Genomic DNA, 22,005 nt, shown 5'->3' on the forward strand with positions numbered 1-22,005 from the left:
GTTTGTCATTCTATTCGGGCTATTTGTGCTCGTACCTACAACGCATGCAGCGACAAGCACCGTTTGTACCGTTGGTTGTGACTTTACAACGCTTTATGATGCTGTAACTGCAGACGCTCCTGGTCCTGACGGTATTTTGATTGATGCTGGTTACTTTTTTCTCCATGATGATGAAAACTTTGGTGATATAACATTGCCAGAAGATACCTATGTAACTTGTGACCCTAATATCACTTTAGGCGATGGCGAAGGATCACTTATATTGCGTAGTAATAATCAAACCACTATTAATGCTTGTCATTTTGACGGCGTTATTCTTCGTGCAGAATCAGTGAGTGATGTTTATTGGAAAAATAATACCTTTGAGCTACCTTTTAGATCAGAATTCCATCTTTTCGACGTAACGAATTACGAAATCACAAACAATGAAAATCCTAGTCATGTTCGCATGTATAATGCTGATTTTGGCACTATCGATAATAATGATTTCGCTTGCCGATACTCAAGTGACTTAAGTCTGGGATGTGTACATAGCACTTATATTAGTATCGTGCCTTATGATGGATCTGCTACTTCTACAGATCCTATCTACAATTCTAATGACGTGACAATCAACGGTAATAACTTTACAGATCCTAATAACGAAAATCATCTATTTATTGATTTTTTTGGCGGATTTGATGTTACCACGACAAATAATTATTTTTACGTAACCAAATCCCTGTAAATGGCACAACAGATGTGCGTTATTTTGACTTAGGAGGCCTTGTATTGACTCATAATATCTTTGACACCATGCTCCCTGATGACATGGGTGCAGGCGGAGCTACGGCTATAAATATACTTACAGAAAACCAATTAAACGCCCTTGTAGAGCACAATACGATAATTCAGAGAGGCGATAATTCTCCTACATATAATGCCTGCTTCAGAATAGACAAATATTTTGACGTTAACCCATCCGATCAAGTGACCCTTTCGCATAATATCTGTTCTGGGTCAGGATCTATCCTACAAGCAGGAATTTATTCAGGCTCAGGTGTGGATACGTTTGATAATGTAAACTTTGTAAGTCAATACAATGTTTTTTATAATGTTATTGACCTTGTCTATGCAGCTGGTCCATTGACAGCGTATCCCACCGATCTCGTTAATGTAAATCCATTTTTTCGTTTAGAAAACATTGATACTGCTGATGACTATACACCTGCTCCCATGAGTCTTATTTTAGATTCAGGCGCGCCATCGTATATTGGTGCTGTTGACGGAGGAGCTCGCATAACCACCTATACCATCGATGATGATTGCGTCGTAGATTATGTTACTTGTGTTTCGCAATTTACTTCTACCATCGACCACGTTACAAAAAGCGGCGACTCTGTCCTCATTGCAGAAGGCACATATCCGCAATTTTCACTTACAAATATTCCAAGTAATGTGAGTATACGCGGCACCGGTCCCAATACGATTATTGATGCACAGTCGGCAAAAACTGGGATTGCAATTACTGGGGCGATCAACTTCAGCTTAGAGACTTAAAGATCATCAACTCAACTGTTGATACTGCAAGCATGCTTACGACGACAAAAACAATTTTTCATTATAACGGCAATGACTATGATGACTCTGACGCAGCGGGCATGCCCCTAAATAGTGTTGTGCTTACAGATGATAGCCCAGGCTGCTTAGTAGGAGCGATTGAAAATGATGGAGATGCTATTTCTGTTGGCGATGGGATAAATAACATTAACGGCGCACTTGTAAAATTTGGAGGCTCTTATATTTCTTTTTTTTAACAACAAGCACAGCACTTACGATATGTGGCGGACCCCCTATAGAGGTACTGATCCCAAACCTTTTTATTGTTAATGGCTCTGGTGGATATGACTATAATCCAACAGCATTAGTTACGGCTGGCGTTACATTGAAAGCCGGAATGACATCACCTCCTGAGATTCATCAATCTATAACGGATAGTGGTGATGCAGCGCTAAGACTAACCAATGTAACAAATAGTACCTTTGAGAATATCTTCTTTGAAGATAATGACTACGGTATCGCATTTTTGGTAGTTCAGACAGTAACGAGGTTCTTACTTCAGACTTCAGTCTCAATAACGGTACTTATGACCTTGTAAGCAAAGGCACGGGCAATAATCTTCTCTATAACTCAGATTTTCAACGGGCTAGCTCCACGGTTTCTAATACCGGTACCGTTACCGTCCGCTATGACACTGATATTCACGTGGTAGATAGCCTTGGTGCTGATCTTGCTGGTGTAACGGTCCACAAAGTCTCTGATAATGGCCTTGAAGATACCACTGAAGTTTCTGACGTAAATGGTTATACGAGTATTGTTGATACCTTGGCATATATCTTAGATTCAAGCTCTATCGAAGCTACCGCCGGAGGATATAATCCCTACACACTAACAGCTGATCGTCTTGGTCAGAATGCGACAACCAGTATCGAGGTTGCATTTACAGAACAAGGTACCGTCGAACTTATGATGGCAACCGTTGTTGTTGTCCCGCCTAGTGTCTCACTTGGAGGTGGAGGCATACCAGTTACATCTGGCAGTCCTGATGCTTTACTCCCTCAAGAAGAGCTATTTCCTCCTATGGATTCTATTCGATCTACGGAAGTGATCACTTCTCCAAAAGTGCATTATCTCATTAAGCTCTTTGATGACACTGATCCACTTACACAACAAGACACAGCTATTTATTACATTGGAGCAGATAACAAACGTCACCCTTTCCCAAATGAGAGCGTCTTTATGTCTTGGTACTGCAATTATTCTCAAGTAAAGACCGTTACTCCTCAGGACATGGCCGCATATCCGCTTGGATCAGCTATTACCTATCGTCCTGGTCTTCGATTAGTGAAGTTTCCAAATAATCCTATGGTCTATGTGGTTCAACCTGGTCGTGTCTTAAGACGTATTGTGGACGAAGAGACTGCAAAGACACTCTTTGGAGCTGATTGGGCAAAGCAAGTGACAGATATTGATGAAACATTCTATACAAACTATGCCATTGGCGAAGAACTTACCTCTTTTGTTGATGTAGAACGTCTTGATGTCTCACCAAGACACCCTAGCGGTGAGATGGGTATTGAAGGCTACAAGAGTGTCATGGTGAAGCCTTCGTTGTATCAGTGTAAGTAATCAAAGAAGGCGATTTATGGTAGGCTGTATAGATGAAATATTCTATTCTTCTACCAGCGCTTTGCTTAGCATTGATTTTGCCAGTATCAAGCAAAGCCGCAGAGGACACAGCAACAAAAAGAGCTATTGTCTTTCCAACAGTTGCTAGCGCAGTTACGTTTAAAGATGATTATAGCGCGCCTCGAGCAGGGCATTCACATATTGGCATTGATCTTATCGGACCAAAAATGACGCCGTTATATGCAGCTGTAGACGGAGTAGTGAGCTATATCGTGATTCCTGAAGCTTCTTGGGGCTATCAAATCGTCATAAAAGACGCAGAAGGTTGGACCTATCACTATATCCATATAAACAATGACACTCCCGGCACAAATGACGGCAAGGGAGGCCCAGAAAATGCCTATGCACCAGGACTCAAGAAAGGCAGCACGGTTACAAAGGGTCAACTTGTAGGTTGGATGGGGGATAGTGGCAACGCAGAAGGCGTTACATCACATTTGCATTTTGAGATTCATCAACCAAATGGAACGCCTATAAACCCATATGAGAGCCTCATTGCGGCAAAAGGAGGCTCTGTAGACCTCGTGGCACCGTCGGAACCTACATCTCCTTTACCTGTGGGGACAACCGATGATGGGATTAACACGGATCGTAACTTGATAAATATCTTTTCAAATAACTGTCTATCCGGATCATTAATAAAGACAGCTTCTAACTCTGCCGTGTACTATTGCGGAGCTGATGGTAAGCGTTACGCGTTTCCAAACGATAAAGTGTACTTTTCTTGGTACAAAGATTTTTCTTCTGTTGTCACGATTTCTGCCGATAAACTCGCAGCAGTGCCAATTGGCGGACTTGTTACCTATAAGCCAGGCTCACGCATGGTAAAAATTACGTCGATGGCAAATGTATACCATGTAGAAAAGAACGGCGTACTTCGCTGGGTAACCTCAGAAGCAATGGCAACCTCAATGTATGGCGCAGACTGGGCAAAAAAGATTGATGATCTCAATGACGCCTTTTAAGTAGCTACAAAATAGGAGAACCGTTAAACTAAAGAAAAATCTCTCTTTTATAAGGGATTTTTCTCTTTTGACACAAAATGTGTAAATACGTTTTAGATTTTGGCTTCATGCTCGTAATGCTGTGAACGGTAAAGCCTTGCTCTTTTAGTAGAGCGGTAAGCTCTTCACGTGAGTAGAGCGCAAACCAACGAGGCGCATGCATTTCTGAACTTTCTTTGTAGGATTCTCCTTCGCCTTCTTGCATCCCAAGGGCAAACCATCCACCCGGTTTTAATACGCGAGCGGCCTCGCCGAAGGCAAGGCCGATTTGTGATTTTGGAAGGTGAAGCATGGTTGTATAAGACCAAATGCCTGCAAAACGCCCTGCACGAAACTGAAGATTTAACATGTCACCAAGACTCGCTTTTAACCCATTTTCATTCGCCATCTTGACCATGGCTTCTGAAGCATCGATATGGGTTACCTTTAGATTTCTTTCTTCAAGTAATAGCCCGTCACGGCCAGGACCACAGCCAATATTGAGCACATCACCATCAACCCGACTGGCGAACTCATCAATAAATGAGGTAGGAAAGTCACGCCAGAATCCTGCCGTTTCATCATCATATACATGCGCAAAGGCATTGTAGGTATCTATGGTGAGTGACTTCATTTGTTTATGTAAACAGCATAGCAGAAACGGGAGTAATTACCATAGAGATACTACTTTATTATTTGTTCTCCTATTAGCAGCATCAAGTGATTAGAGTACTATCACTGTATGAATTACCGTGTTGTTTTGATTGTACTATCTGTCTTTCTGGCCGTTACCGCAGGCTGGATGTTTACCACTACGGTAAAGGCGCCAGCTATTATCATTTCTCCGCCCGATATTGGTCCAATTACATCCGTCATCAACACGATGAGCTTAAAAGAAAAGATCTCTCAACTTCTTGTATTGCACGTTTCTGGTAAAAACGGAGTCACTCTTTCAACTTACGTAAAAACCTATAAACCCGCTGGTCTTATTTTGATGGGGGATAATATTCCAAATAGCATCTCTGAACTTCGTACTCTAACGGAGGATATCCAAAAAAAATACTTCTAATGACTTTCCGTATCTCATTGCATCGGATCAAGAAGGTTGTACGGTAAAACGCTTAAAGCAAGACGACTATCTTTGCGCTACGGCATTAGGTAAATCACCCGTCGCTTCGACAACAGAAGCATTCGCGCAACGCAGTAATCTTTTGCAACAAGGAGGTATCAACGTGAACTTTGGCATTGTGGCAGATATTACGAGTGACCAAGATTCGTTTATCTACCCACGGGTATTTAGTGGCAATCCTACTATTGCTGGTGATCGTATCAAGGCGGCCGTTGAAGGATCAAAAGGCAAAACGCTTAGCACCATCAAACATTTCCCAGGTCATGGCGAAACAGCGGAAAACTCACACTTTTCTATCCCGCAAACGGATATTTCAAAAGAAGCGTGGCTCAAAGGCTCTGCTATCCCATTTAAAGAGGGGGCAGACGCTGATCTCGTGATGTTTAGTCATCTTATTTACACCAGCGTTGATGATAAACCTGCGACATTATCTAAAGAGTGGCATCGCATCCTTACAGAGGAATTTGGCTATAAAGGGCTATCCATCACAGACGATATGATTATGCTTCAAGAATCAGACGACCCGACCTATGCTGACCCAATCAAAAACGCCATCGATGCTTTAGATGCAGGCAATGATCTTTTACTCTTTGTAAATAATCACGGCAGTAAGAATAGCCAAATCGATATTGAAGCGCTCGTAACCGGCATTGAAGACGCTGTAAAAGACGGACGATTAAAAGAAAGTGATATAGACGCAAAACTAGAAAGAGTCCTACGCGTTAGGAAAGAGCTTTAATTACACGTATCATAAAACCGCCCATTCGGGCGGTTTTATGATACGAACAAAACTATTTATTAGGTTTAGCTATTCTGTTGCGACACGGCAAGCGATTATGAAATCTGAACCAACTTCACTAACCCGATGAGTTGAGATGGTCAGACTAAGTTGCATAGTTTTACCAGTATTAGCATAAGAGATGATCTTCTTCCAATCTTCTGGCTCTACATCAGCAGTTGTCACAAATTCTGTGCCACCCTTATTACTACCTAGCCCAAAAAGGAGTTTTTGGTTTTCAACTAAATTGATTGTGTTGCCTTCTTCTGCCATTCGTTTGTAATGGTCAACAAACAATTGCTGATTATCTGTTGTAGGTGTTGTAACTTCATAAAAAAATCTTATCCACCGTCGCATCTTCTGGGCCCCAGGGCTCCCTAATAGTCTTTTTAACGATCTTCCCATTAAGTGTCACAGCACCTATCGGCTCATAACCTATGAAGGTAAAAGCATAGGCTAGAGGTACACTTGAAAGCTCATCACATGAAAGCTCTTCGGGTGTTTGTGGATAGTTGTTAGACGTCTTAGGTTGGATCGCTGGTTCTACGACTTCTGACGCTGGCTGAATTTGATTTATCATCACACTCATAGAATCTTCTGATGCGTTCAGTCGTCTATCTAGGTACACGTATCCCAAGAGCGTCATTCCAAGGGCGAACAAGATAACAAACATCGTTGCCTTTAGAAGGCTTGCATTTGTTGCCGGACGAGAGAGTTTTTTATTGAGTTTCATAGTGCAATGAGCAGATAATACCATAGTCTACAATAAACGATGAAATAATCTTGATGATTACATAAAACCGCCCGAATGGGCGGTTTTATGTATGGCGGAGAAGGAGGATTCGAACCCTCGGTACGGTTAAAGCCGTACGACGGATTTCAAGTCCGTTGCATTCGACCACTCTGCCACCTCTCCATTTGGTGTGATCGTGCGAGCATAATACGCAAAACGACTAAAAAGGACAAGCTGACTCTAATCCCTGACTTCTTATAACAAAATAGCGTCCTAACATGCCGCTTGTGCGCTTTCAGTTTTACTTCACCGAATATTTTGATGCGAGGGATAACCGAAGTCTATACTCACCCCATTTTGCTTGTTCTGCACGCATTCTATTGTATACCTGAGCTGGATCAATCGCTTCATTTGCCATAACACCATCAAGTAGCTCATAGAAATATGCTAGCTGCTGTACGATCATCTCGCTTTGGTTGCTTCGAGCAGGCCAATCTAGCTTTTGTCCGGTGGTATCTAGCTTGGCTTCGAATACGTTTGAATATTTTGCTTCTAAACTCTTCTTGACTTAGCACACGAGCTTCGTGAGCACGACTATCGGCAAATGACGCTAAAATGCCATCCTTGTGATCATACCGCTAACCTCCGATTTGAGGTTAGCGGTAAACATATTATTGAACCAGCGTTATAGCATTCATAGTGTTATTATGCTATTATTCCGGCATCTATGCCTTTATTGAAAAAAAGTATACAGAATTTTGTTGCTTGCCCTACTTTGCAATGTATTTCTCCCATCGATGACCTATGCTGCACCTGTCACGATTGCTGGCTTTGAGATGTCCGGTAACACCGGGAATGAAGTGGCGGTTAACGCTACTGTTAATGACGTAGATTTAGAAACGGCTACTGTTACGCGAGGTTCAGGCATTACCGCAACAAATCTCAGTAATGCTTTTTCTGCCAATAACTTTGTTATCGGAGGTACCAAATCAGATGCTTTAACAAACAATGAATATTATGAAGTCTCACTGCAATCGAAAAATGGCCTGAGTCTTTCTTTGGATCAAATAACTTTCAACATCAGACGAAGTAGCACAGGACCAAATGCATACCAGTGGCAATATAGCCTTGACGGGTTTGCTACCCCTGGAGTTGATATTGGCGCAGAAGGATCATATACAGATACAGCGACGAACGGCGCTTCTATGACGCCTATTGATTTAACGACAGAAGCAGATCTTCAAAAAATCCCTGTAGGCCATACGATCACCTTTCGGCTCTATGCTTGGGGAGCAACCGGAGGACCTGGAACATTCGCTATCGGACGACAGATTGGTGATGATTTGGCTTTTGTTGGTACGCTAGGGTCTGGAGCGCTGGCTTCGTTCGAGCCACAAGGTCTCGATGGGGATGAACCATCTTTAGCGGCAACGACCCTATCCACAGATCTTAACATCGCTCTTTTAGACCGAGGGCCAGGTATTGGTGGCTCTGCTCTCAATGACGGGTTCTCCTCTAACGCTTATACGATAGCTGGCACAAAAACCGACGCTATCAATCAGGGTGATTATCTACAAATTACACTTGAGGCAAAAGATAATTATCGTGCTTCTTTTAGCGAGATACTCTTCAACATCAGACGAAGTAGCACAGGACCAAATGCATACCAGTGGCAATATAGCCTTGACGGGTTTGCTACCCTGGAGTTGATATTGGCGCAGAAGGATCATACGTTGGAACAGAAACAAATGGACTAACGATGCCTGCAGTCAACTTAAACGTTGTGCCAGAGCTACAAAAAGCAAAAGATGTTACCTTTAGGCTCTACGCTTGGGGAGCTACGACTGGAGCAGGTACTTTTGCCCTTGCTCGACTGTCAGGTGATGATCTTGTCTTTACGGGTTTTGTGAGCCCTAATAACGTATTAGCTTTTGAGCAACTAGGCAAAAGCGGTAACGAGATTACTCTCTATTGCAACTACTATCGACACACACCTCCAAATATCAGAGTTCTCGAGAGGGGCGGGGATAGTTGCATCAGCTCTTAGTGATGCTTACTCTGCGACGGGCTTTGATGCGGGGCATACGATGGCAGACGCTATCGCCAATGATGAATATATTGAGTTTTCACTCAATTCAAATACCGGTTGGTATGCAAACCTTGATCGTATTGAATTTAGTCTTCGACGTAGTGGTACTGGACCAAATGTGTATCAGTGGCAATACAGTAATGACTATTTTGCAACAGCCGGCATTCCAATTGGAGTACCTGAAACATATGCAGGTATAGAAAATAACGGTCTACAGATGCCAGCGGTCGATCTTTCATCGATACCTGCGTTGCAAAACACAACAGGAACAACTTTCAGACTCTACGCCTGGGGAGCAACCGGAGGACCTGGAACATTCGCTATCGGACGGTTAGCGGGTAATGATCTCTCACTCATCGGTGAGGTTAAAACCTACCAATATACGGTTCAATATCTTGCTGGTGTCGGAGGTAGTATCACGGGTACATCACATCAAACAATTAACTATGGTGACGCCACAACGCAAGTTATTGCTACACCTCAGTTAGGATTTCAATTTGATTCGTGGAGTGACGCGAATTTAATTAACGCAAGAAACGACAGCAATGTCACAAGCGACCACACATACACTGCTCAATTTTCACCAATTATCCTTCCTCCACAACAGAGTTACGGTGGACTAGGTCTATTTACCCCTCCACCAAGCATTGGCAGAGAGAGAGAGAAGTGACGATCGCGATGAATAGCGCTCGTGATATAGGTTTTATTGAAAATACAGGTGTAAACACTTTGTTCTTTATCCATTCAACCGCAACGTTTACGGCTCCTTCAAAAACAACTAACAAGTTAATCCCCTCAAGCGTTACACTCAAATACGCAGATCTCTATAGAAATCATATTCGTGTACAGTTTAAAGGATTGTCCGATGAGCTTACTCTAGCCATAGGGGATACTGAAAATATTGATCTTGATGGTGATGGCACCCCGATATTCAGGCAACGTTTGTCCATGTGTACGTAAATCGCATCGAGCTAACACTCCAGCCTTATAACAAATCTTTCGTAGAGGTCGTTGCTCCAGAGACTAAGCCTCAGCCAACAAAGTCCACCTCCTATATTTTTACACGTGACTTAAAAACACTCTCAACGGGCGATGACGTACAAGAGCTACAAAAAATACTTAAACTCACAAGGGTTCATACTTGTCACAACGGGCCCAGGATCACCAGGACAAGAAACACAAAAGTTTGGTGCCGCAACTCGTAATGCTCTTATCCGTTATCAAGAACAAAATAATATTCAGCCTGCTATTGGGTATTTTAAATAATAACCCGAGGTTTTATCAATAAATAGCGATTTCTTGCTCAAACGTGAATTGTTGGGTATTCTAGCGAGGCTTTTTAGCCTAAGGAGAGATACCCAAGAGGCTGAAGGGCAGGATTGCTATCCTGTAGGGGGCCTCAAAGCCCCGCGAGGGTTCGAATCCCTCTCTCTCCGCCATAGAAAAACACCGTCAATTGACGGTGTTTTTCTATGGCGGAGTGTATTGGACGTAGTTCGATTGTATTAATGATAGGAAATTTTTGGTTTTGCTGCTGCCGCTTCAATTTACATTTATTCATGTATTTGTTATTATTTAAATATATAACATTAAAACTTTATATTTTACTTTATATACAATATTATACAATATGAGCATTGCAATTAATCTAAAAAGATCCGAGCCGAGAATGGCTATCCCTCGAAAAGGTCGCAAGGCTCGCTGATTTGTCTCTCAATACGATTGTTAAGATAGAAAATGGAGTAAATCAAAATCCTACAATCGACACCTTGTCTAAAATCGCAAAGGCATTAGAAGTCAGAGTTGATGATTTAATACAAAAATAATTATGAAAAATATTGATACTAACAACGAAAAGATCGAGGAAATTCTAACGCGTTCAATCGCTGAGATTCTGCCTACCAAAGATGGTTTACGTAACGAATTGAAATCCGGCAAAAGACTCCGTATTTACACGGGGACAGACGCAACAGGAACATCGCTCCATATCGGACATGCTACAAATTATATGGTTTTGGAAAAACTACGTAGATTAGGGCACGAAGTTATCTTTCTTGTTGGAGATTTTACTGCACGAATTGGGGATCCAACGGACAAAAACGAAACGGCACGAAAGCAACTTACGCGTGAGCAAGTCATAGAAAATGTTAAGACATGGATTGACCAAGTCCGACCAGTCATTGATGTTGATAACAAAGAAAATCCTGTACGGATACTTTTTAATAATGACTGGCTTTCCAAACTATCCTTTGAAGATGTTATAAATCTCGCGTCAAATTTTACAGTTCAGCGAATGATCGAGCGAGATATGTTTCAAGTACGCATGCAAAGTAATAAGCCTTTATATTTGCATGAAATGCTTTATCCACTTATGCAGGGCTATGATTCTGTTGCAATAGATGTTGATGTTGAAATGTGCGGCAGAGACCAAAAATTCAATGCACTCGCAGGGCGCACACTGTTAAAGAAAATCAAAAACAAAGAGAAGTTTGTGTTAATAACAACATTGCTTGAAAATCCAAAAACTGGAGAAAAAATGATGTCAAAATCAATGGGTACCGGTGTATTCCTTGATTTTGATGCAAATATAAATGTATGGATCACTCATGTCTCAACCCGATGAAAACATGAGGCAGTTATTTACTGATTGTACTTGGTTGGACCTAAAAGAAATTGACGAAATTCTCAAAACTGATAATCCGCGAGATTCTAAAATGCGTTTGGCATTTGAAATAACAAAAATTTATCATGGTGATAAGGCGGCTAAATCTGCTGAAAATAACTTTATAGGAATCTTTCAGAAAAAGGAGCTACCTAACGAAATGCGGTCTTATAAGCTGACTGATGATACCTCTGATTTGATCGACGTGTTGGTATTCACAGGGCTTGCAAGTAGTAAAAAGTGATGCGAGGAGATCAATTGATTCTGGATCAATAAGAATTGACGGGATTAAGGTTATCAGTGAACTTAGTTTGCCAAAAATAAAGAATTCATTTTGCAAAAGGAAAAAGATATTTTATTAAGATAACAAGCTAACGTATGTTGTTAACGAAAAAACAGAAAAGCTTTTGGGACAGGAATGGTTACCTGCATTTACAGGGGATTTTACCAAAGGAATATGTCGCTGAACTATTAAAAGAGATAGATGTTTTGCACAAGAAATATGAAGTTATTGACTCAGATAAGCCTTTTCAAGTTGGGCTTGATAGAAAATTTATAGTAGCCGACCATCCCATTTTCAAGGATTTGATTGATTGTGAGTACAGCTTCCCATATATACTTGAAATAATGGGACCGTGTATTCAACTTTGCATGTCGCATGCTCTTATTAGACCGGCAAAGAATGATTTTGAGGGGTTTGTCCATACAGACGGCGGGCAATCAATGCAAAGCGTCTATATCGACGCCAAAGGTAAGCCTTTGCAAATAAAAATCCAGTATTTTCTTACCGATGTAGATTTGAAATTTTCAGGAAATTTTATTTATAAACCTGGTAGCCACAAAATACCTTTCCCGGTTTATGATAAAGATAGATATCAAAAACGAAGAATATGCGTCAATTACTTGCCAAGGCTGGTGATGTAGCAATTTTTACGAATGCGCTTTGGCATGGAGCAACCAAAAACATATCTAACAAAGATAGAAAGAGCTTAATCTATGGATATAATCAAATGTTTCTTCGTCCATATGATTATCACGTTGCACCAGATAATCTTCTAAATACCTGCATCAAAAGACAACGACGCCTCCTTGGTGATTTGGGAACACTTAAGCCACAGGCGCATTATTATGCCCCCAAGATCAAATAACGATAATGGAGGGAGTAGATGAAATTCTTGATAAATAATTTATGGACAGATATTTTAAAAACTATCAAAAACTATTTGTCGGTCAAAAAGATGGCGATTTAAAAAACTCATCAACTCAATTATTTTTCTTTTGATGGATTAGATAAAACTTTTTTTTCAAAAAGTAGTGCTGTTTTTCACAACGAATCGATCAAAACCAATTTTTCTAATGAAGTCCCTGAAATTGGGAAAAAATCAAATGATGTTCTAAGAGAAATAATACCTGCATTTAAAGATATAATTCACTGGAACAATCCGAGGGTATTACATAATATTACTTCTCCATCATTAATCGATGGGGTTGCAGCAAAAACACTGACCAACCTCTACAATCCAAATTGTATTTGGGACTATGTGAGCGGCCATTTTATCGATATGGAAAATTCTGTTTCAAACCAAATCGCAAATCTGGTCGGGTATTCAAGTGATTATAAGGGTGTTTTTACCTTTGGAGGAAAGGGACATTAATGTACGCGATTAAGTTAGGAATTAATAGGTGTGATCCTAATAATACTATCAATGGTATTGACAAGGATATGGTTGTCCTTACGTCTGAGTCAAACCACTATTCAATAGAATACATTTGTAATCTTCTTGGTTTGGGGAAGAAGGCGTGTATACGTATACCAGTAGACAATGAAGGACTGATTGATTTTAAGACGTTCCAAGAAACAGCTGAGAGACTACTCAAGCAAAATAAAAAGATAGTATGCGTCATATTATCTGGAGGTAATTCACTGAATAATACGGTTGATCCTATAAAAGAAGTTGTTAGTTACATTGAAAATGTAACGCAAAAATTTAATCTAAGTTATAAACCGTTTGTTCATGTAGATACGGTTATCGGATGGTTATGGTTAATGTTTAATGGATATGATTTTTCAAAAATGATCTCAATATTAAACACGGGGCCCTCGCAAAAATTCAAAAAAATGAACACAAGGCTAATCGAATTAAAGCTTGCAGATTCGATTGGTATCGATTTTCACAAAAACGCTTTCGCGTCTTATATATCAAGTATGTATCTTTGCAAGTCAAATAAAGAATTGCTGTCATTGAATTCCAATGTATTGCAAGACAATTCTCAAAAAAAATATGGCGATAACTTCCTTCAGCACTTCACAATTGAGCATAGTAGAAGTGGCGATGGGATAATTTCCGCCTATATTTCTCTGCAAGAAATTGGGATTGATGGGTTTAGGCAATATATCGCAAAAATGATGGAAGCTCATGATTACATCGAACATAACATTGATAGAAAAAGTTTTGAAATTATAAATCCGCACGGCTTAGGGTTTCCCGTAGTCTTATTTCCAAAACCGAATTTTTATTCTGGTTTATATAGTAATCTAGAGAATGATTCAGAGGAGGGAATATCAGAAATCAGAGATTATTGTTACGAGTTATTTGAATATATATCTTCTCAAAAGGAGAGAATTCTCCGGTAATTGGTTATGTCTCTAATTACTCGCATTCTATTGATGGTATTGATATTCCTGCGCTTAAATTGTATCCAATGTCAGTTGAGATAAATGAGAAAAAAAATTGGAAGTAGCATTGACACAGTTACACGATACAAAACAGAAGTTTGATGGAAATATGCAAAATAATATTAATGAAACAAAAAAAAAAAATTCTGGCGAAGGAATAGTGTTTCCAAAATGAATTTATGATTACTCCTGAGTATAAAAGAAATGTCGATAGGGCTATAAGAACTTTTGTAAAAGAAATAAAAACGCAAGATGGTTTGGTGGGCATAATATTGCTCGGAGGATTGGGTAAAAAGCAGCATTTCGATGAATTATCTGACGTTGACATATCACTTTTCATAAGTGGAAAAAGCGAAATCAACCAGATTGGCTCCCAGAATTTGAATTTAATATCTTCATGCACGATAGTCAAAGAATTCATTTCAATGTTCATCAACAAAATTTTAAAAAAGAGAAGTCTGCTTATTGGGATGATGCGAAAAAAGATGCGTACAGTAACGGCCTCGTTCTTTACGAAAAAGAGAAGATGTTATCGAACTTTTTGCAAAATAAGTTGCGGATTACAAGACCAGAATATGAGCAAAAGTTGATGACGCAATACATCAAAATACCTCCTTCCTGTCTTATAAATCCTGAAAAGCAATTAAAAAGGGGCGAGATTGAGCTTTCACACCAGATTATTAATAATGGGATAGAGAGTCTTATTGATCTACTTTTTATTATCAATAAAAATTTGTTCCTCACTATAAGTGGAAGCTTAAAAAGTCTTTTGATTTGAAATATCAACCAAGTAATTTTCAGAAAAATATACACGATGCAATGCTAGTCCGTTCGTTTACCGAGATGGATGTAAAAAGGAGAATAAAAATCATCAAGATGGTTTCAAATGAGCTGATGGGTAAAGTTGAAAAAATACTTTCACTGAATGAGGAATTAATATATCAAATTTCTTGCAATAAATTTTTAAATAGACAACTTTTAAAAACACCGTTTGGGACACAAATAAGGAAACGGTTAGAGAAAGATAAATTTATTACACATGAACAAATTCAAAAATTACAGGACTGATAAATTTTCACACAATAAACGATTACCAGACATTAGAAGAAATCCTAAAGGGCGGTTTGATATTTGATCGCGAAGAGAGAAAAACTTTATTTGATATATTATAATTACACAAATATGAATCAAAGCAACACATTATTAAATCTTGGGTGGAATATGATGAATGATAAAGACCAGGATAGACTAAATATCGACAAATTCTCACTTTATCCATTTGTAACCTACTCAGAGGAATATGCCACTTGGGACATGATGCTCAATAGAGCAAAAAATGTTGCTGCGTATGGAAATCAAAATCTAGCAGAGCAACTTTTGAATGAACAGAAAAGTATTCCTGAGAATTGGAAAAAACACAATATTATTTTCCCAAACACGCTCTGGAAGTCAGTAACTGGACATATTTTGTGCCCTTATCTGTCTTTTTAAAGGTAATAAGTGGACATTAAATTATTACTGGTTTTTATACGATTTCCATCATAACGATAGATTTTTAATAATAAAATAATATTAATATTAGCAAGTACGTCGAGCGAACACGGAGCAACACCGAGCAGGCATTGTGAGCGAAGCGAACGGCCAATGCGAGGTGATTGCGAAGTGTGAGCGGACGCTAGGACTACCAAAGAACGCGGAGACGGGAGCGCCTCGCGCCGACGGGAGCCGCAAAAAAAATGATAGGAAATTTTTGGTTTTGCCCCGCGCAAGCTTGTCGAGCGCGGCCGAGGCGCAAGTTTTATTCGTCAAAATCCTGCGGATTTTGCCCGAAATACATTCGAACTTTGTCCAATACACACCGCCATAAAATACCATCGTTTAAACGATGGTATTTTCTTTTGTTAAAACATATAAATGATATTGACAGAATGTGTTTTGTCTACGAAGCTCTGATATGAACGGTTCACGTTCAATGCTTTGCACATTCGCTACCAATCGAGGGAGACTAACAGATGAGCGCACTACTCAAAGACTGGGCTGAGGCCAATGTACCAAACAAAGAACTGTACTACGCGGCGGGATACACCGAGCAAATCGATTTCATTCAAGACAGAATCGCTCGTCTCGTCACCAAGTCTTACGAGGAGTATCTGACTCTTCAAGATTACTTGACCGTGATCGCCGACCACACGTCTAAGTCCGTACGCCTACCGGTCATTCGTATGGAGCTCGAAGACGGCACCGTGTTCGTAATGCGGCATAACTTCAACGATTGGAAGGTGTCCGTGAACTCGCCTCGAGACTTCGACGCTGACTTCATGGAGCTCTTCGATCCAAAGAAAGCCGTCCATGGTGTCTATTGCGAAGGTTTTCCGCCAGATCTGGTCTATGGACCATACGCCGAAAACAAGCGTCAGTTCACTATCATGCTTCCGGGCAACTACCACGTTTTCACCTTCTTCTGGATTTATGCGCGTCGCGTACAGTCCAGCTAGCCATTGGCGCACGACCCGAGAGTCGTGCGCCGTTTAATTACCTTCACTTTGAACGACCCTCCCGGGTCGTTTTACTTACCCCTTCCAAACTTTCCCATCCTTCACCTGCTTCATGCGATACTTCACAATCTTCTTAATCAACATTTTCGGCAACGGCTTATCGAGCGGAAACTGAATGGTGCCCGCGCTTGTTTTGTAGTTTGTGAGTTCTTTGGCGAATGTTTTGATGAGTTCAGCGCCCGGGTAAATACCGATATGTGTCTTAGCCGGCCCAAAGTTCAGCAAGATGGTTCGGTATGAATAGGATGGCATGCTCCATTTAAGCCCTTCGACGGCGTCTGGTGCTGTTTTGCGGATGATGGCACGCAATTCACGCATCTTTGCGCGCGTTTCTTTTGGAGCAGCGTTGATAAATTCGGTGACCGTTGTTGGTTTTGGGATGGCCATATAGATATAGGATAGGCGCTTTGTTGCGTAGAATCAAATATTTTTATAGAAAATAACGCCTTATTAAGGCGTTATTTTCTATAAAACCTATAGACCTAGAGCGCGTGCTTAATCCATTTGTTGGTGAACTTGAACATCTGTGAAGAGCTTTCTTTATAATTTACAAACTTTTTACTATAATCTATATTTGCAAATTTACGATTTTCTTGGCGATCGAGCCAGCAAAAAGGCGGTAGGCTTGTCGTTGTTCTTTTTGTAGATCATTCGTACTCCCAATACCTCATTGCAAGCAGGGCAATCAAGAGACTTATTCGTTAATGATATTTTTAGGTCGATGATACGATCAATATATATCCGTTTTAAAATCCTGGCCCATCTTTTTGATACATGAAGATGACTTCATTACACTTTTCGCATGAAATTTGAAGAAGCCGAGAGTAACCACCTCGGGCTTTTTTGTATTTATCAGACTTAAACAAGGTCTTTTTCATTCTTTAAGCCTAGCAAATTATGAATTCATTGTCTTTACTCTTCCACTTAACTTATACTAACCAAACTCAATATTAGGGAGCTCTATGAATAATGAACAAATCCGCAATATACTCAGTGAATTAGTTTCTTCAGAAAACGAGGATCGTTGGTGGAGAACCGATCTATTTAGAAAATATACGTTTTCGCAAATTCCATCCGAACTCAAAATAATTGATTTTCCACCCGAAGAAGAGAAAAATTATAACTGTTTTCTTTATGCTCTAGGCCTTCAAAACGACCAACGTTTTCTCGGTAATGCTGGCTGGGAATTTACGCGCAATCTGGGCACTACCTTTGAAGCTATGATAGACAAAAAAATTTTGACGATAAGTCTTTCGCCAGAAAAAGGGGACATGATTCTCTATCGTGCAAATGATGGGTCTATCTCTCATGTTGGCCTTGTAGATGGCCAGAATACTGTTATTTCAAAATGGTCATGGGGCCCAATCATTAAACATAGTATTTTTGATGTTCCTAAAGAGTATGGGGATGTTGTGGAATATTACAAAGCCTCAAAAGAAGCTAGAGACTACGTAATTGAAGAATATATTCGCAGTCTTTAACCCACAATAAAACCCACTGATTGTCAGTGGGTTTTATTATTTTTGTCACAGTTATTTCATTGAATGTATACCGATCATATTACCCTCAGTGTCACTCGCGAGAGTCATATGTCCATATTCGCCGATAGATAGCTTTGGTTTATGAATTTTTCCACCAGCTTCTACAACACGAGCATCTTCAATGCTGCAATCTTCGCTAGAAAAATACACGATGGTGCTATTACCACCCGCTGTGAATCCTTTCATTTTAACTAAAGGTCCTGCCGCACCTTCAGCTTTTTTCACTAAAAAACATCAACGAAACGTTGCCAGCTTTTCTGATGGCGTATGCCACCACAGGATTGCCGTCTAAAAACCAAACAGGACTTCTATGCCAAACCTTTGAATCGCTTTTCTTTAAGTTTGTATTTATGATCAATCTTAAATAATCGCAAATCTCTCTCATTTAAATTGCTTGTGACTTATAATATAAGTTTTTAGCTCTATGCGCAAGCATGTACTTTAAGCGTCCAATTCCCAATCATTAAGATGTTTTCTACCAATAAGACTGTGATACTGCTATAATAACCCTTATGCAAAGAGGCCGAATTATAACAGAAAATAAAACGAATTATCGTATTTTCTCCGAAGGTAAAGAATACCTCGCGAATGTACGCGGAAACTTTTTTACCGAAAAGACGTTTCCAAAAGTGGGGGACTACGTGACATTTAGTATGGCGGATGATGACAAAGCGACGATTGAAGAAATCTTGCCTCGAACATCTGTTATTTCTCGTCGTGATCCAGAAACACATAAGACACAAATCATTGTCACTAACGTTGATCGTATTTTTATTGTCATGGGGTTAGATGGTGACTTTAATCTAAGTCGTATTGAACGTTACTTGCAGCTAGCAAAACAAAGTCATACAGCGGCGGCTATTGTCTTAAATAAAGTTGATCAAGTAGACAATGTCTCTACCTATCTAGAAGCCGTCAGTAAAATCGCCGGTCACACGCCAATTCATTTTGTAAGCGCAAAGACAGGCGCTAATATGACCGTACTTCTTGAATACCTCAAGAAAAAACAAACTATTGTTTTACTTGGATCTTCTGGTGCAGGAAAATCAACCATTACCAATTGGTTACTTGATGACAAAAAACAAGAAACCCAAGATGTTCGTAGTGATGATAGTCGCGGAAAACATACAACCACTGCTAGACAGCTATTTACTCTGCCAAATGGTGGCTATCTAATTGATACGCCAGGAATGCGCGAATTAGGGATGATTTCAGAAGAATCAGATGAGCAAACAACTGCCTTTAACACCATCGACGAACTCGCAAATGAGTGTCAATTTAGCAATTGTGATCATGTGAAGAGCAAAGGATGTGCTGTTTTAGCCGCTGTCGAAGAAGGTAAAATCACCGCACGTCAGCTAGCGAACTATCTTAAGCTAAAAAATGAACCGGCAAAAAAAGAACAGACTCGCGATAGAAAACGCGTTGCATCACCAAAAAAGAAACGCTAACTTGTTTTAAACTATGATACGCAAAAACATCAATACAGAATCTTTAACAGCAAAAATGATCGGCGCACTTTTTCTTGGCGCGATCTTTGCCTACGGTATCGGCAACAGTCTCTTATCAGACGCTGTTACAAGTAGGGGAGGCGGGATGCTTGTTGGGATCGGCGCTTTGTTGATGGCGTGTAATTCTCTTTTTGTTATTACTATTGGTGTACTTTTTTATCCCATCTTAAAACGATCAAGCGAGGTGATAGCAAATGGGTATCTTAGCGCACGTATTATCGAAGCAACCTTGCTCATTATTGGCGTTATTTGGTTATTGCTTGGCGCTGATGCCAATATCAGCTCTCAACTTGCCATCAAAGGCAATTTTTATGCGTATCAATTTGCCATGCTTGTTCTCGCTGCTGGAAGTATTCCTTTTACGCTAACGCTTTTTAAAACAAAAATGATCCCACCGTTTTTGGCGATGTGGGGAATCGTTGGGTATAGCTCACTTCTTTTGGGAGTTGTATTAGAGTTTGTTGGTGTCAAAACAGGGCTTACCTTTGTGATAGCTGGTGGACTCTTTGAGATGCTATTGGCTCTTTGGCTTATTCTCAAAGGATTTACATTACCGCGTCAAGAAATTCAGGTACAATAAATCTTAATTATGCCTAAAGAAAAGATCGCTACAGGAGTCGTTCACAGAATCCCAAAAGATTTAGCGGATATTCTTACGTCTAAACCAAAAGTCCTTGAGCTTTGGAATGGTCTCACACCGCTCGCACGTAACGAGTGGATTTGTTGGGTTACAGCGTTTAAAAAAGAAGAAACCCGCCTCAACCACCTCAAGCGTCTTCAAGAAGATTTGTTAAAAGGTAAGCGTCGTCCTTGCTGTTGGCCTGGATGTAGTCATCGTATTAAAAATCTTTAACAACGATCGTTTTTTTGTTTTGAAGAACATGCAAAGTAGGTATCCTTCAACAAATGTTTGCTTCACAGAAATCATTTATCCTTAACTAATATATGCGCTCAAAATCTATCACAATCGTTCTGTTGGATGGTTCACCTTATGGAATTAAAATCGCTAAACTAGCGAATTGGAACGGCCAAGCAATTATCGCACCTAGATCAGCCTTGAAGCGGCTAAAGACACTTCCTGAAGGGAATATGCCTGCTGTCTACTTTTTATTAAGTGATGAAAATAAGATCTACATTGGAGAAACTGATACACTTAGTGATAGATTATCTCAACATAATGCAAATCGAGCAGATTGGACCACGTTTATCGCCTTTACTTCACCAGAAATTGGTAAAACTGATGTAAAATATTTAGAATACGTATTAGCCGAACGTGTAAAATTAGACGGGCTTGCAACTTTAGAAAATGCTACCTCGCCACAAAGCCCTACAATCAAAGCATCTGATAAAGATGCTTTAGATGATTTTGTGGACCGAGCTTCAGATATACTGCTAAGCCTTGGCTACACGATTTTAGGCGTAAATGAAGATATCGAGACACGCACAAAGGAGAAAGGTTTTGAAGTTATACTAAACAGTAAAGACTCAAATGCAAATGGCTTTTACAATCAAGATGGACTTTTAGTGATGAAAGGTAGCCTGGCTCGAAAAGCACATACCCCAAGCTTTGAAAAGCTTCCTTGCTATAGATACTACAAACAACTTCTACAGAACGGAGTATTAGTACCTCAAGGGTCTAAACATCTAGTATTTACTCAAGATCATCTTTTCTCGTCCCCAAGTTTAGCCGCTGCAATGGTTAGAGGCACCTCTAGCAACGGCTTGACTGAATGGAAGACAAAAGAGAACAAGACACTTAAAGAACTAGAGCCGTAAAATCGAAAGCCCTATGCCTCAATACATCGCCTTACTCCGCGGCATTAATGTCGGTGGAAACCACAAAGTAGAAATGCCAAAGTTGAAAATGGCTTTTGAAAAGATGGGTTATACGGACGTCTCAACTTATATCAATTCTGGTAACGTTATCTTTTCTTCAACAAAGGAAAATTTTGATACCATTGAACCTTTTTAGAAAAGGTATTTAAGTTTGTTATTCCGGTTATTGTACGATCAGCAAAGAATATTAAAAATGTTACTAAGAAAATTCCAAAAGATTGGGAGAACGATAAAGAGCAGAAAACCGATATACTTTTTTCTCTGGGACGACTACGATAAAAAG

At 40.0% G+C, this 22,005-nt stretch carries 35 protein-coding genes, 2 tRNA genes and 1 pseudogene; 31 read left to right on the forward strand and 7 right to left on the reverse strand.

Going from position 1 to position 22,005, the window contains the following annotated elements; all coding sequences use genetic code 11:
• Positions 1-25: 25 nt before the first annotated feature.
• The 6 genes from H6759_02620 to H6759_02645 all read left to right on the forward strand — a co-directional run bounded on the left by H6759_02620 (position 26) and on the right by H6759_02645 (position 4,193).
• Positions 26-727, forward strand: a complete 702-nt coding sequence (locus tag H6759_02620; protein USN52929.1) for a hypothetical protein — start codon at positions 26-28, stop codon at positions 725-727.
• Positions 728-795: 68 nt separating this feature from the next.
• Positions 796-1,539, forward strand: coding sequence for a hypothetical protein (locus tag H6759_02625; GenBank protein USN52930.1), 744 nt, complete (start codon positions 796-798; stop codon positions 1,537-1,539).
• 32 nt (positions 1,540-1,571) lie between these two features.
• Positions 1,572-1,796 (forward strand): hypothetical protein, encoded by a 225-nt coding sequence (locus H6759_02630; protein USN52931.1) that lies wholly within the window; start codon positions 1,572-1,574, stop codon positions 1,794-1,796.
• Between the two features lie 140 nt (positions 1,797-1,936).
• Entirely contained in the window at positions 1,937-2,137 is a 201-nt protein-coding gene (locus H6759_02635) for a hypothetical protein (GenBank protein USN52932.1), read from the forward strand.
• Positions 2,138-2,244: 107 nt separating this feature from the next.
• Positions 2,245-3,168 carry a hypothetical protein gene (locus H6759_02640; GenBank protein ID USN52933.1) on the forward strand — a complete coding sequence of 308 codons (924 nt, stop codon included), beginning with the start codon at positions 2,245-2,247 and terminating at the stop codon, positions 3,166-3,168.
• Positions 3,169-3,200: 32 nt separating this feature from the next.
• Entirely contained in the window at positions 3,201-4,193 is a 993-nt protein-coding gene (locus H6759_02645) for a M23 family metallopeptidase (GenBank protein ID USN52934.1), read from the forward strand.
• A 28-nt stretch (positions 4,194-4,221) separates the two neighbouring features.
• Here the strand turns inward: H6759_02645 and H6759_02650 are convergent, their stop codons facing one another.
• Positions 4,222-4,845: a class I SAM-dependent methyltransferase gene (locus tag H6759_02650; protein ID USN52935.1), complete on the reverse strand. Its 624-nt coding sequence runs from the start codon at positions 4,843-4,845 to the stop codon at positions 4,222-4,224.
• A gap of 108 nt (positions 4,846-4,953) precedes the next feature.
• Between H6759_02650 and H6759_02655 the strand changes: the two genes are divergently transcribed.
• Together H6759_02655 and H6759_02660 are read left to right on the forward strand one after the other, a co-directional pair.
• Positions 4,954-5,280 carry a hypothetical protein gene (locus H6759_02655; GenBank protein ID USN52936.1) on the forward strand — a complete coding sequence of 109 codons (327 nt, stop codon included), beginning with the start codon at positions 4,954-4,956 and terminating at the stop codon, positions 5,278-5,280.
• Complete coding sequence (locus tag H6759_02660) at positions 5,258-6,079, forward strand: hypothetical protein (protein ID USN53035.1); 822 nt, start codon at positions 5,258-5,260, stop codon at positions 6,077-6,079. The genes H6759_02655 and H6759_02660 overlap by 23 nt, the downstream gene beginning before the upstream one ends.
• A 69-nt stretch (positions 6,080-6,148) precedes the next feature.
• Here the strand turns inward: H6759_02660 and H6759_02665 are convergent, their stop codons facing one another.
• From H6759_02665 to H6759_02680, 4 genes are all read right to left on the reverse strand, one after another.
• Positions 6,149-6,391, reverse strand: a complete 243-nt coding sequence (locus tag H6759_02665) for a hypothetical protein (protein ID USN52937.1) — start codon at positions 6,389-6,391, stop codon at positions 6,149-6,151.
• Between the two features lie 55 nt (positions 6,392-6,446).
• A complete protein-coding gene (locus tag H6759_02670; protein USN52938.1) occupies positions 6,447-6,851 on the reverse strand; it encodes a hypothetical protein in 405 nt (134 codons plus the stop codon).
• Between the two features lie 92 nt (positions 6,852-6,943).
• Positions 6,944-7,034 (reverse strand) — tRNA-Ser (locus tag H6759_02675).
• A gap of 118 nt (positions 7,035-7,152) precedes the next feature.
• On the reverse strand, positions 7,153-7,317 hold the full coding sequence (locus tag H6759_02680; GenBank protein ID USN52939.1) for a hypothetical protein: 165 nt from the start codon (positions 7,315-7,317) through the stop codon (positions 7,153-7,155).
• Between the two features lie 331 nt (positions 7,318-7,648).
• Here H6759_02680 and H6759_02685 point away from each other — a divergent pair, with 331 nt between their 5' ends.
• The 16 genes from H6759_02685 (at position 7,649) to H6759_02760 (ending at position 16,774) form a co-directional block, all read left to right on the forward strand.
• Entirely contained in the window at positions 7,649-8,608 is a 960-nt protein-coding gene (locus tag H6759_02685) for a hypothetical protein (protein ID USN52940.1), read from the forward strand.
• A 2-nt stretch (positions 8,609-8,610) separates the two neighbouring features.
• Entirely contained in the window at positions 8,611-8,898 is a 288-nt protein-coding gene (locus H6759_02690; protein USN52941.1) for a hypothetical protein, read from the forward strand.
• Between the two features lie 40 nt (positions 8,899-8,938).
• On the forward strand, positions 8,939-9,610 hold the full coding sequence (locus tag H6759_02695; GenBank protein ID USN52942.1) for a hypothetical protein: 672 nt from the start codon (positions 8,939-8,941) through the stop codon (positions 9,608-9,610).
• Positions 9,611-9,618: 8 nt separating this feature from the next.
• Positions 9,619-9,900, forward strand: coding sequence for a hypothetical protein (locus tag H6759_02700; GenBank protein ID USN52943.1), 282 nt, complete (start codon positions 9,619-9,621; stop codon positions 9,898-9,900).
• Positions 9,901-10,032: 132 nt separating this feature from the next.
• Complete coding sequence (locus H6759_02705; GenBank protein USN52944.1) at positions 10,033-10,206, forward strand: peptidoglycan-binding protein; 174 nt, start codon at positions 10,033-10,035, stop codon at positions 10,204-10,206.
• Between the two features lie 82 nt (positions 10,207-10,288).
• Positions 10,289-10,379 (forward strand) — tRNA-OTHER (locus H6759_02710).
• A 267-nt stretch (positions 10,380-10,646) separates the two neighbouring features.
• A complete protein-coding gene (locus H6759_02715) occupies positions 10,647-10,766 on the forward strand; it encodes a helix-turn-helix transcriptional regulator (GenBank protein ID USN52945.1) in 120 nt (39 codons plus the stop codon).
• Positions 10,767-10,768: 2 nt separating this feature from the next.
• Complete coding sequence (gene tyrS, locus H6759_02720) at positions 10,769-11,563, forward strand: tyrosine--tRNA ligase (GenBank protein USN52946.1); 795 nt, start codon at positions 10,769-10,771, stop codon at positions 11,561-11,563.
• Positions 11,547-11,846, forward strand: coding sequence for a hypothetical protein (locus H6759_02725; protein USN52947.1), 300 nt, complete (start codon positions 11,547-11,549; stop codon positions 11,844-11,846). The genes tyrS and H6759_02725 overlap by 17 nt, the downstream gene beginning before the upstream one ends.
• A gap of 134 nt (positions 11,847-11,980) precedes the next feature.
• A complete protein-coding gene (locus tag H6759_02730) occupies positions 11,981-12,526 on the forward strand; it encodes a hypothetical protein (GenBank protein USN52948.1) in 546 nt (181 codons plus the stop codon).
• A complete protein-coding gene (locus H6759_02735) occupies positions 12,493-12,750 on the forward strand; it encodes a phytanoyl-CoA dioxygenase family protein (protein USN52949.1) in 258 nt (85 codons plus the stop codon). Before H6759_02730 ends, H6759_02735 begins: the two co-directional genes overlap by 34 nt.
• A gap of 506 nt (positions 12,751-13,256) precedes the next feature.
• Positions 13,257-14,237: a hypothetical protein gene (locus H6759_02740; GenBank protein ID USN52950.1), complete on the forward strand. Its 981-nt coding sequence runs from the start codon at positions 13,257-13,259 to the stop codon at positions 14,235-14,237.
• A 439-nt stretch (positions 14,238-14,676) separates the two neighbouring features.
• Positions 14,677-15,057, forward strand: a complete 381-nt coding sequence (locus H6759_02745) for a hypothetical protein (protein USN52951.1) — start codon at positions 14,677-14,679, stop codon at positions 15,055-15,057.
• Positions 15,054-15,347 carry a hypothetical protein gene (locus H6759_02750; GenBank protein ID USN52952.1) on the forward strand — a complete coding sequence of 98 codons (294 nt, stop codon included), beginning with the start codon at positions 15,054-15,056 and terminating at the stop codon, positions 15,345-15,347. The genes H6759_02745 and H6759_02750 overlap by 4 nt, the downstream gene beginning before the upstream one ends.
• 114 nt (positions 15,348-15,461) lie before the next feature.
• On the forward strand, positions 15,462-15,770 hold the full coding sequence (locus H6759_02755; protein ID USN52953.1) for a hypothetical protein: 309 nt from the start codon (positions 15,462-15,464) through the stop codon (positions 15,768-15,770).
• A gap of 521 nt (positions 15,771-16,291) precedes the next feature.
• On the forward strand, positions 16,292-16,774 hold the full coding sequence (locus H6759_02760) for a hypothetical protein (GenBank protein USN52954.1): 483 nt from the start codon (positions 16,292-16,294) through the stop codon (positions 16,772-16,774).
• Positions 16,775-16,849: 75 nt separating this feature from the next.
• Here H6759_02760 and H6759_02765 read toward each other — a convergent pair whose 3' ends face one another.
• The gene (locus tag H6759_02765) at positions 16,850-17,221 is read right to left on the reverse strand and encodes a DUF1801 domain-containing protein (protein ID USN52955.1); all 372 of its coding nucleotides are present in this window, start codon (positions 17,219-17,221) and stop codon (positions 16,850-16,852) included.
• Positions 17,222-17,796: 575 nt separating this feature from the next.
• On the opposite strand from H6759_02765, the gene H6759_02770 reads away from it, so the two are divergent.
• Positions 17,797-18,315, forward strand: coding sequence for a hypothetical protein (locus tag H6759_02770; protein ID USN52956.1), 519 nt, complete (start codon positions 17,797-17,799; stop codon positions 18,313-18,315).
• Between the two features lie 51 nt (positions 18,316-18,366).
• On the opposite strand, the pseudogene H6759_02775 reads toward H6759_02770, so the two are convergent.
• Positions 18,367-18,585, reverse strand: a pseudogene (locus tag H6759_02775) (VOC family protein).
• Between the two features lie 302 nt (positions 18,586-18,887).
• Here H6759_02775 and rsgA point away from each other — a divergent pair.
• The 6 genes from rsgA to H6759_02805 all read left to right on the forward strand — a co-directional run bounded on the left by rsgA (position 18,888) and on the right by H6759_02805 (position 22,001).
• Entirely contained in the window at positions 18,888-19,826 is a 939-nt protein-coding gene (rsgA, locus tag H6759_02780) for a ribosome small subunit-dependent GTPase A (GenBank protein USN52957.1), read from the forward strand.
• 13 nt (positions 19,827-19,839) lie between these two features.
• Positions 19,840-20,466: a DUF4386 domain-containing protein gene (locus tag H6759_02785; protein ID USN52958.1), complete on the forward strand. Its 627-nt coding sequence runs from the start codon at positions 19,840-19,842 to the stop codon at positions 20,464-20,466.
• Positions 20,467-20,475: 9 nt separating this feature from the next.
• Entirely contained in the window at positions 20,476-20,739 is a 264-nt protein-coding gene (locus H6759_02790; protein USN52959.1) for a YdeI/OmpD-associated family protein, read from the forward strand.
• 92 nt (positions 20,740-20,831) lie between these two features.
• Complete coding sequence (locus H6759_02795) at positions 20,832-21,662, forward strand: GIY-YIG nuclease family protein (protein ID USN52960.1); 831 nt, start codon at positions 20,832-20,834, stop codon at positions 21,660-21,662.
• Between the two features lie 13 nt (positions 21,663-21,675).
• Positions 21,676-21,858, forward strand: coding sequence for a DUF1697 domain-containing protein (locus tag H6759_02800; protein USN52961.1), 183 nt, complete (start codon positions 21,676-21,678; stop codon positions 21,856-21,858).
• A 20-nt stretch (positions 21,859-21,878) separates the two neighbouring features.
• Positions 21,879-22,001 (forward strand): hypothetical protein, encoded by a 123-nt coding sequence (locus tag H6759_02805; protein ID USN53036.1) that lies wholly within the window; start codon positions 21,879-21,881, stop codon positions 21,999-22,001.
• The last annotated feature ends 4 nt before the right edge of the window (positions 22,002-22,005 follow it).

This window comes from Candidatus Nomurabacteria bacterium (assembly GCA_023898425.1).
GTDB lineage: Bacteria > Patescibacteriota > Patescibacteriia > 2-12-FULL-60-25 > 2-12-FULL-60-25 > HK-STAS-PATE-2.

What these genes read in the sequence shown, in the direction of transcription:
- H6759_02790 (USN52959.1), top strand. Translation starts at nt 20,476, where the DNA reads ATGCCTAAAGAAAAGATCGCTACAGGAGTCGTTCACAGAATCCCAAAA.
- tyrS (USN52946.1), top strand. Translation starts at nt 10,769, where the DNA reads ATGAAAAATATTGATACTAACAACGAAAAGATCGAGGAAATTCTAACG.
- H6759_02725 (USN52947.1), top strand. Translation starts at nt 11,547, where the DNA reads ATGTCTCAACCCGATGAAAACATGAGGCAGTTATTTACTGATTGTACT.
- H6759_02745 (USN52951.1), top strand. Translation starts at nt 14,677, where the DNA reads ATGCACGATAGTCAAAGAATTCATTTCAATGTTCATCAACAAAATTTT.
- H6759_02695 (USN52942.1), top strand. Translation starts at nt 8,939, where the DNA reads ATGGCAGACGCTATCGCCAATGATGAATATATTGAGTTTTCACTCAAT.
- H6759_02705 (USN52944.1), top strand. Translation starts at nt 10,033, where the DNA reads ATGACGTACAAGAGCTACAAAAAATACTTAAACTCACAAGGGTTCATA.
- H6759_02730 (USN52948.1), top strand. Translation starts at nt 11,981, where the DNA reads ATGTTGTTAACGAAAAAACAGAAAAGCTTTTGGGACAGGAATGGTTAC.
- H6759_02795 (USN52960.1), top strand. Translation starts at nt 20,832, where the DNA reads ATGCGCTCAAAATCTATCACAATCGTTCTGTTGGATGGTTCACCTTAT.
- H6759_02690 (USN52941.1), top strand. Translation starts at nt 8,611, where the DNA reads ATGCCTGCAGTCAACTTAAACGTTGTGCCAGAGCTACAAAAAGCAAAA.
- H6759_02680 (USN52939.1), bottom strand. Translation starts at nt 7,317, where the DNA reads ATGATCGTACAGCAGCTAGCATATTTCTATGAGCTACTTGATGGTGTT.
- H6759_02630 (USN52931.1), top strand. Translation starts at nt 1,572, where the DNA reads ATGCTTACGACGACAAAAACAATTTTTCATTATAACGGCAATGACTAT.
- H6759_02770 (USN52956.1), top strand. Translation starts at nt 17,797, where the DNA reads ATGAATAATGAACAAATCCGCAATATACTCAGTGAATTAGTTTCTTCA.
- H6759_02760 (USN52954.1), top strand. Translation starts at nt 16,292, where the DNA reads ATGAGCGCACTACTCAAAGACTGGGCTGAGGCCAATGTACCAAACAAA.
- H6759_02735 (USN52949.1), top strand. Translation starts at nt 12,493, where the DNA reads ATGCGTCAATTACTTGCCAAGGCTGGTGATGTAGCAATTTTTACGAAT.
- rsgA (USN52957.1), top strand. Translation starts at nt 18,888, where the DNA reads ATGCAAAGAGGCCGAATTATAACAGAAAATAAAACGAATTATCGTATT.
- H6759_02740 (USN52950.1), top strand. Translation starts at nt 13,257, where the DNA reads ATGTACGCGATTAAGTTAGGAATTAATAGGTGTGATCCTAATAATACT.
- H6759_02785 (USN52958.1), top strand. Translation starts at nt 19,840, where the DNA reads ATGATACGCAAAAACATCAATACAGAATCTTTAACAGCAAAAATGATC.
- H6759_02665 (USN52937.1), bottom strand. Translation starts at nt 6,391, where the DNA reads ATGGCAGAAGAAGGCAACACAATCAATTTAGTTGAAAACCAAAAACTC.
- H6759_02635 (USN52932.1), top strand. Translation starts at nt 1,937, where the DNA reads ATGACATCACCTCCTGAGATTCATCAATCTATAACGGATAGTGGTGAT.
- H6759_02625 (USN52930.1), top strand. Translation starts at nt 796, where the DNA reads ATGCTCCCTGATGACATGGGTGCAGGCGGAGCTACGGCTATAAATATA.
- H6759_02670 (USN52938.1), bottom strand. Translation starts at nt 6,851, where the DNA reads ATGAAACTCAATAAAAAACTCTCTCGTCCGGCAACAAATGCAAGCCTT.
- H6759_02655 (USN52936.1), top strand. Translation starts at nt 4,954, where the DNA reads ATGAATTACCGTGTTGTTTTGATTGTACTATCTGTCTTTCTGGCCGTT.
- H6759_02650 (USN52935.1), bottom strand. Translation starts at nt 4,845, where the DNA reads ATGAAGTCACTCACCATAGATACCTACAATGCCTTTGCGCATGTATAT.
- H6759_02685 (USN52940.1), top strand. Translation starts at nt 7,649, where the DNA reads ATGACCTATGCTGCACCTGTCACGATTGCTGGCTTTGAGATGTCCGGT.
- H6759_02645 (USN52934.1), top strand. Translation starts at nt 3,201, where the DNA reads ATGAAATATTCTATTCTTCTACCAGCGCTTTGCTTAGCATTGATTTTG.
- H6759_02800 (USN52961.1), top strand. Translation starts at nt 21,676, where the DNA reads ATGCCTCAATACATCGCCTTACTCCGCGGCATTAATGTCGGTGGAAAC.
- H6759_02700 (USN52943.1), top strand. Translation starts at nt 9,619, where the DNA reads ATGAATAGCGCTCGTGATATAGGTTTTATTGAAAATACAGGTGTAAAC.
- H6759_02755 (USN52953.1), top strand. Translation starts at nt 15,462, where the DNA reads ATGAATCAAAGCAACACATTATTAAATCTTGGGTGGAATATGATGAAT.
- H6759_02765 (USN52955.1), bottom strand. Translation starts at nt 17,221, where the DNA reads ATGGCCATCCCAAAACCAACAACGGTCACCGAATTTATCAACGCTGCT.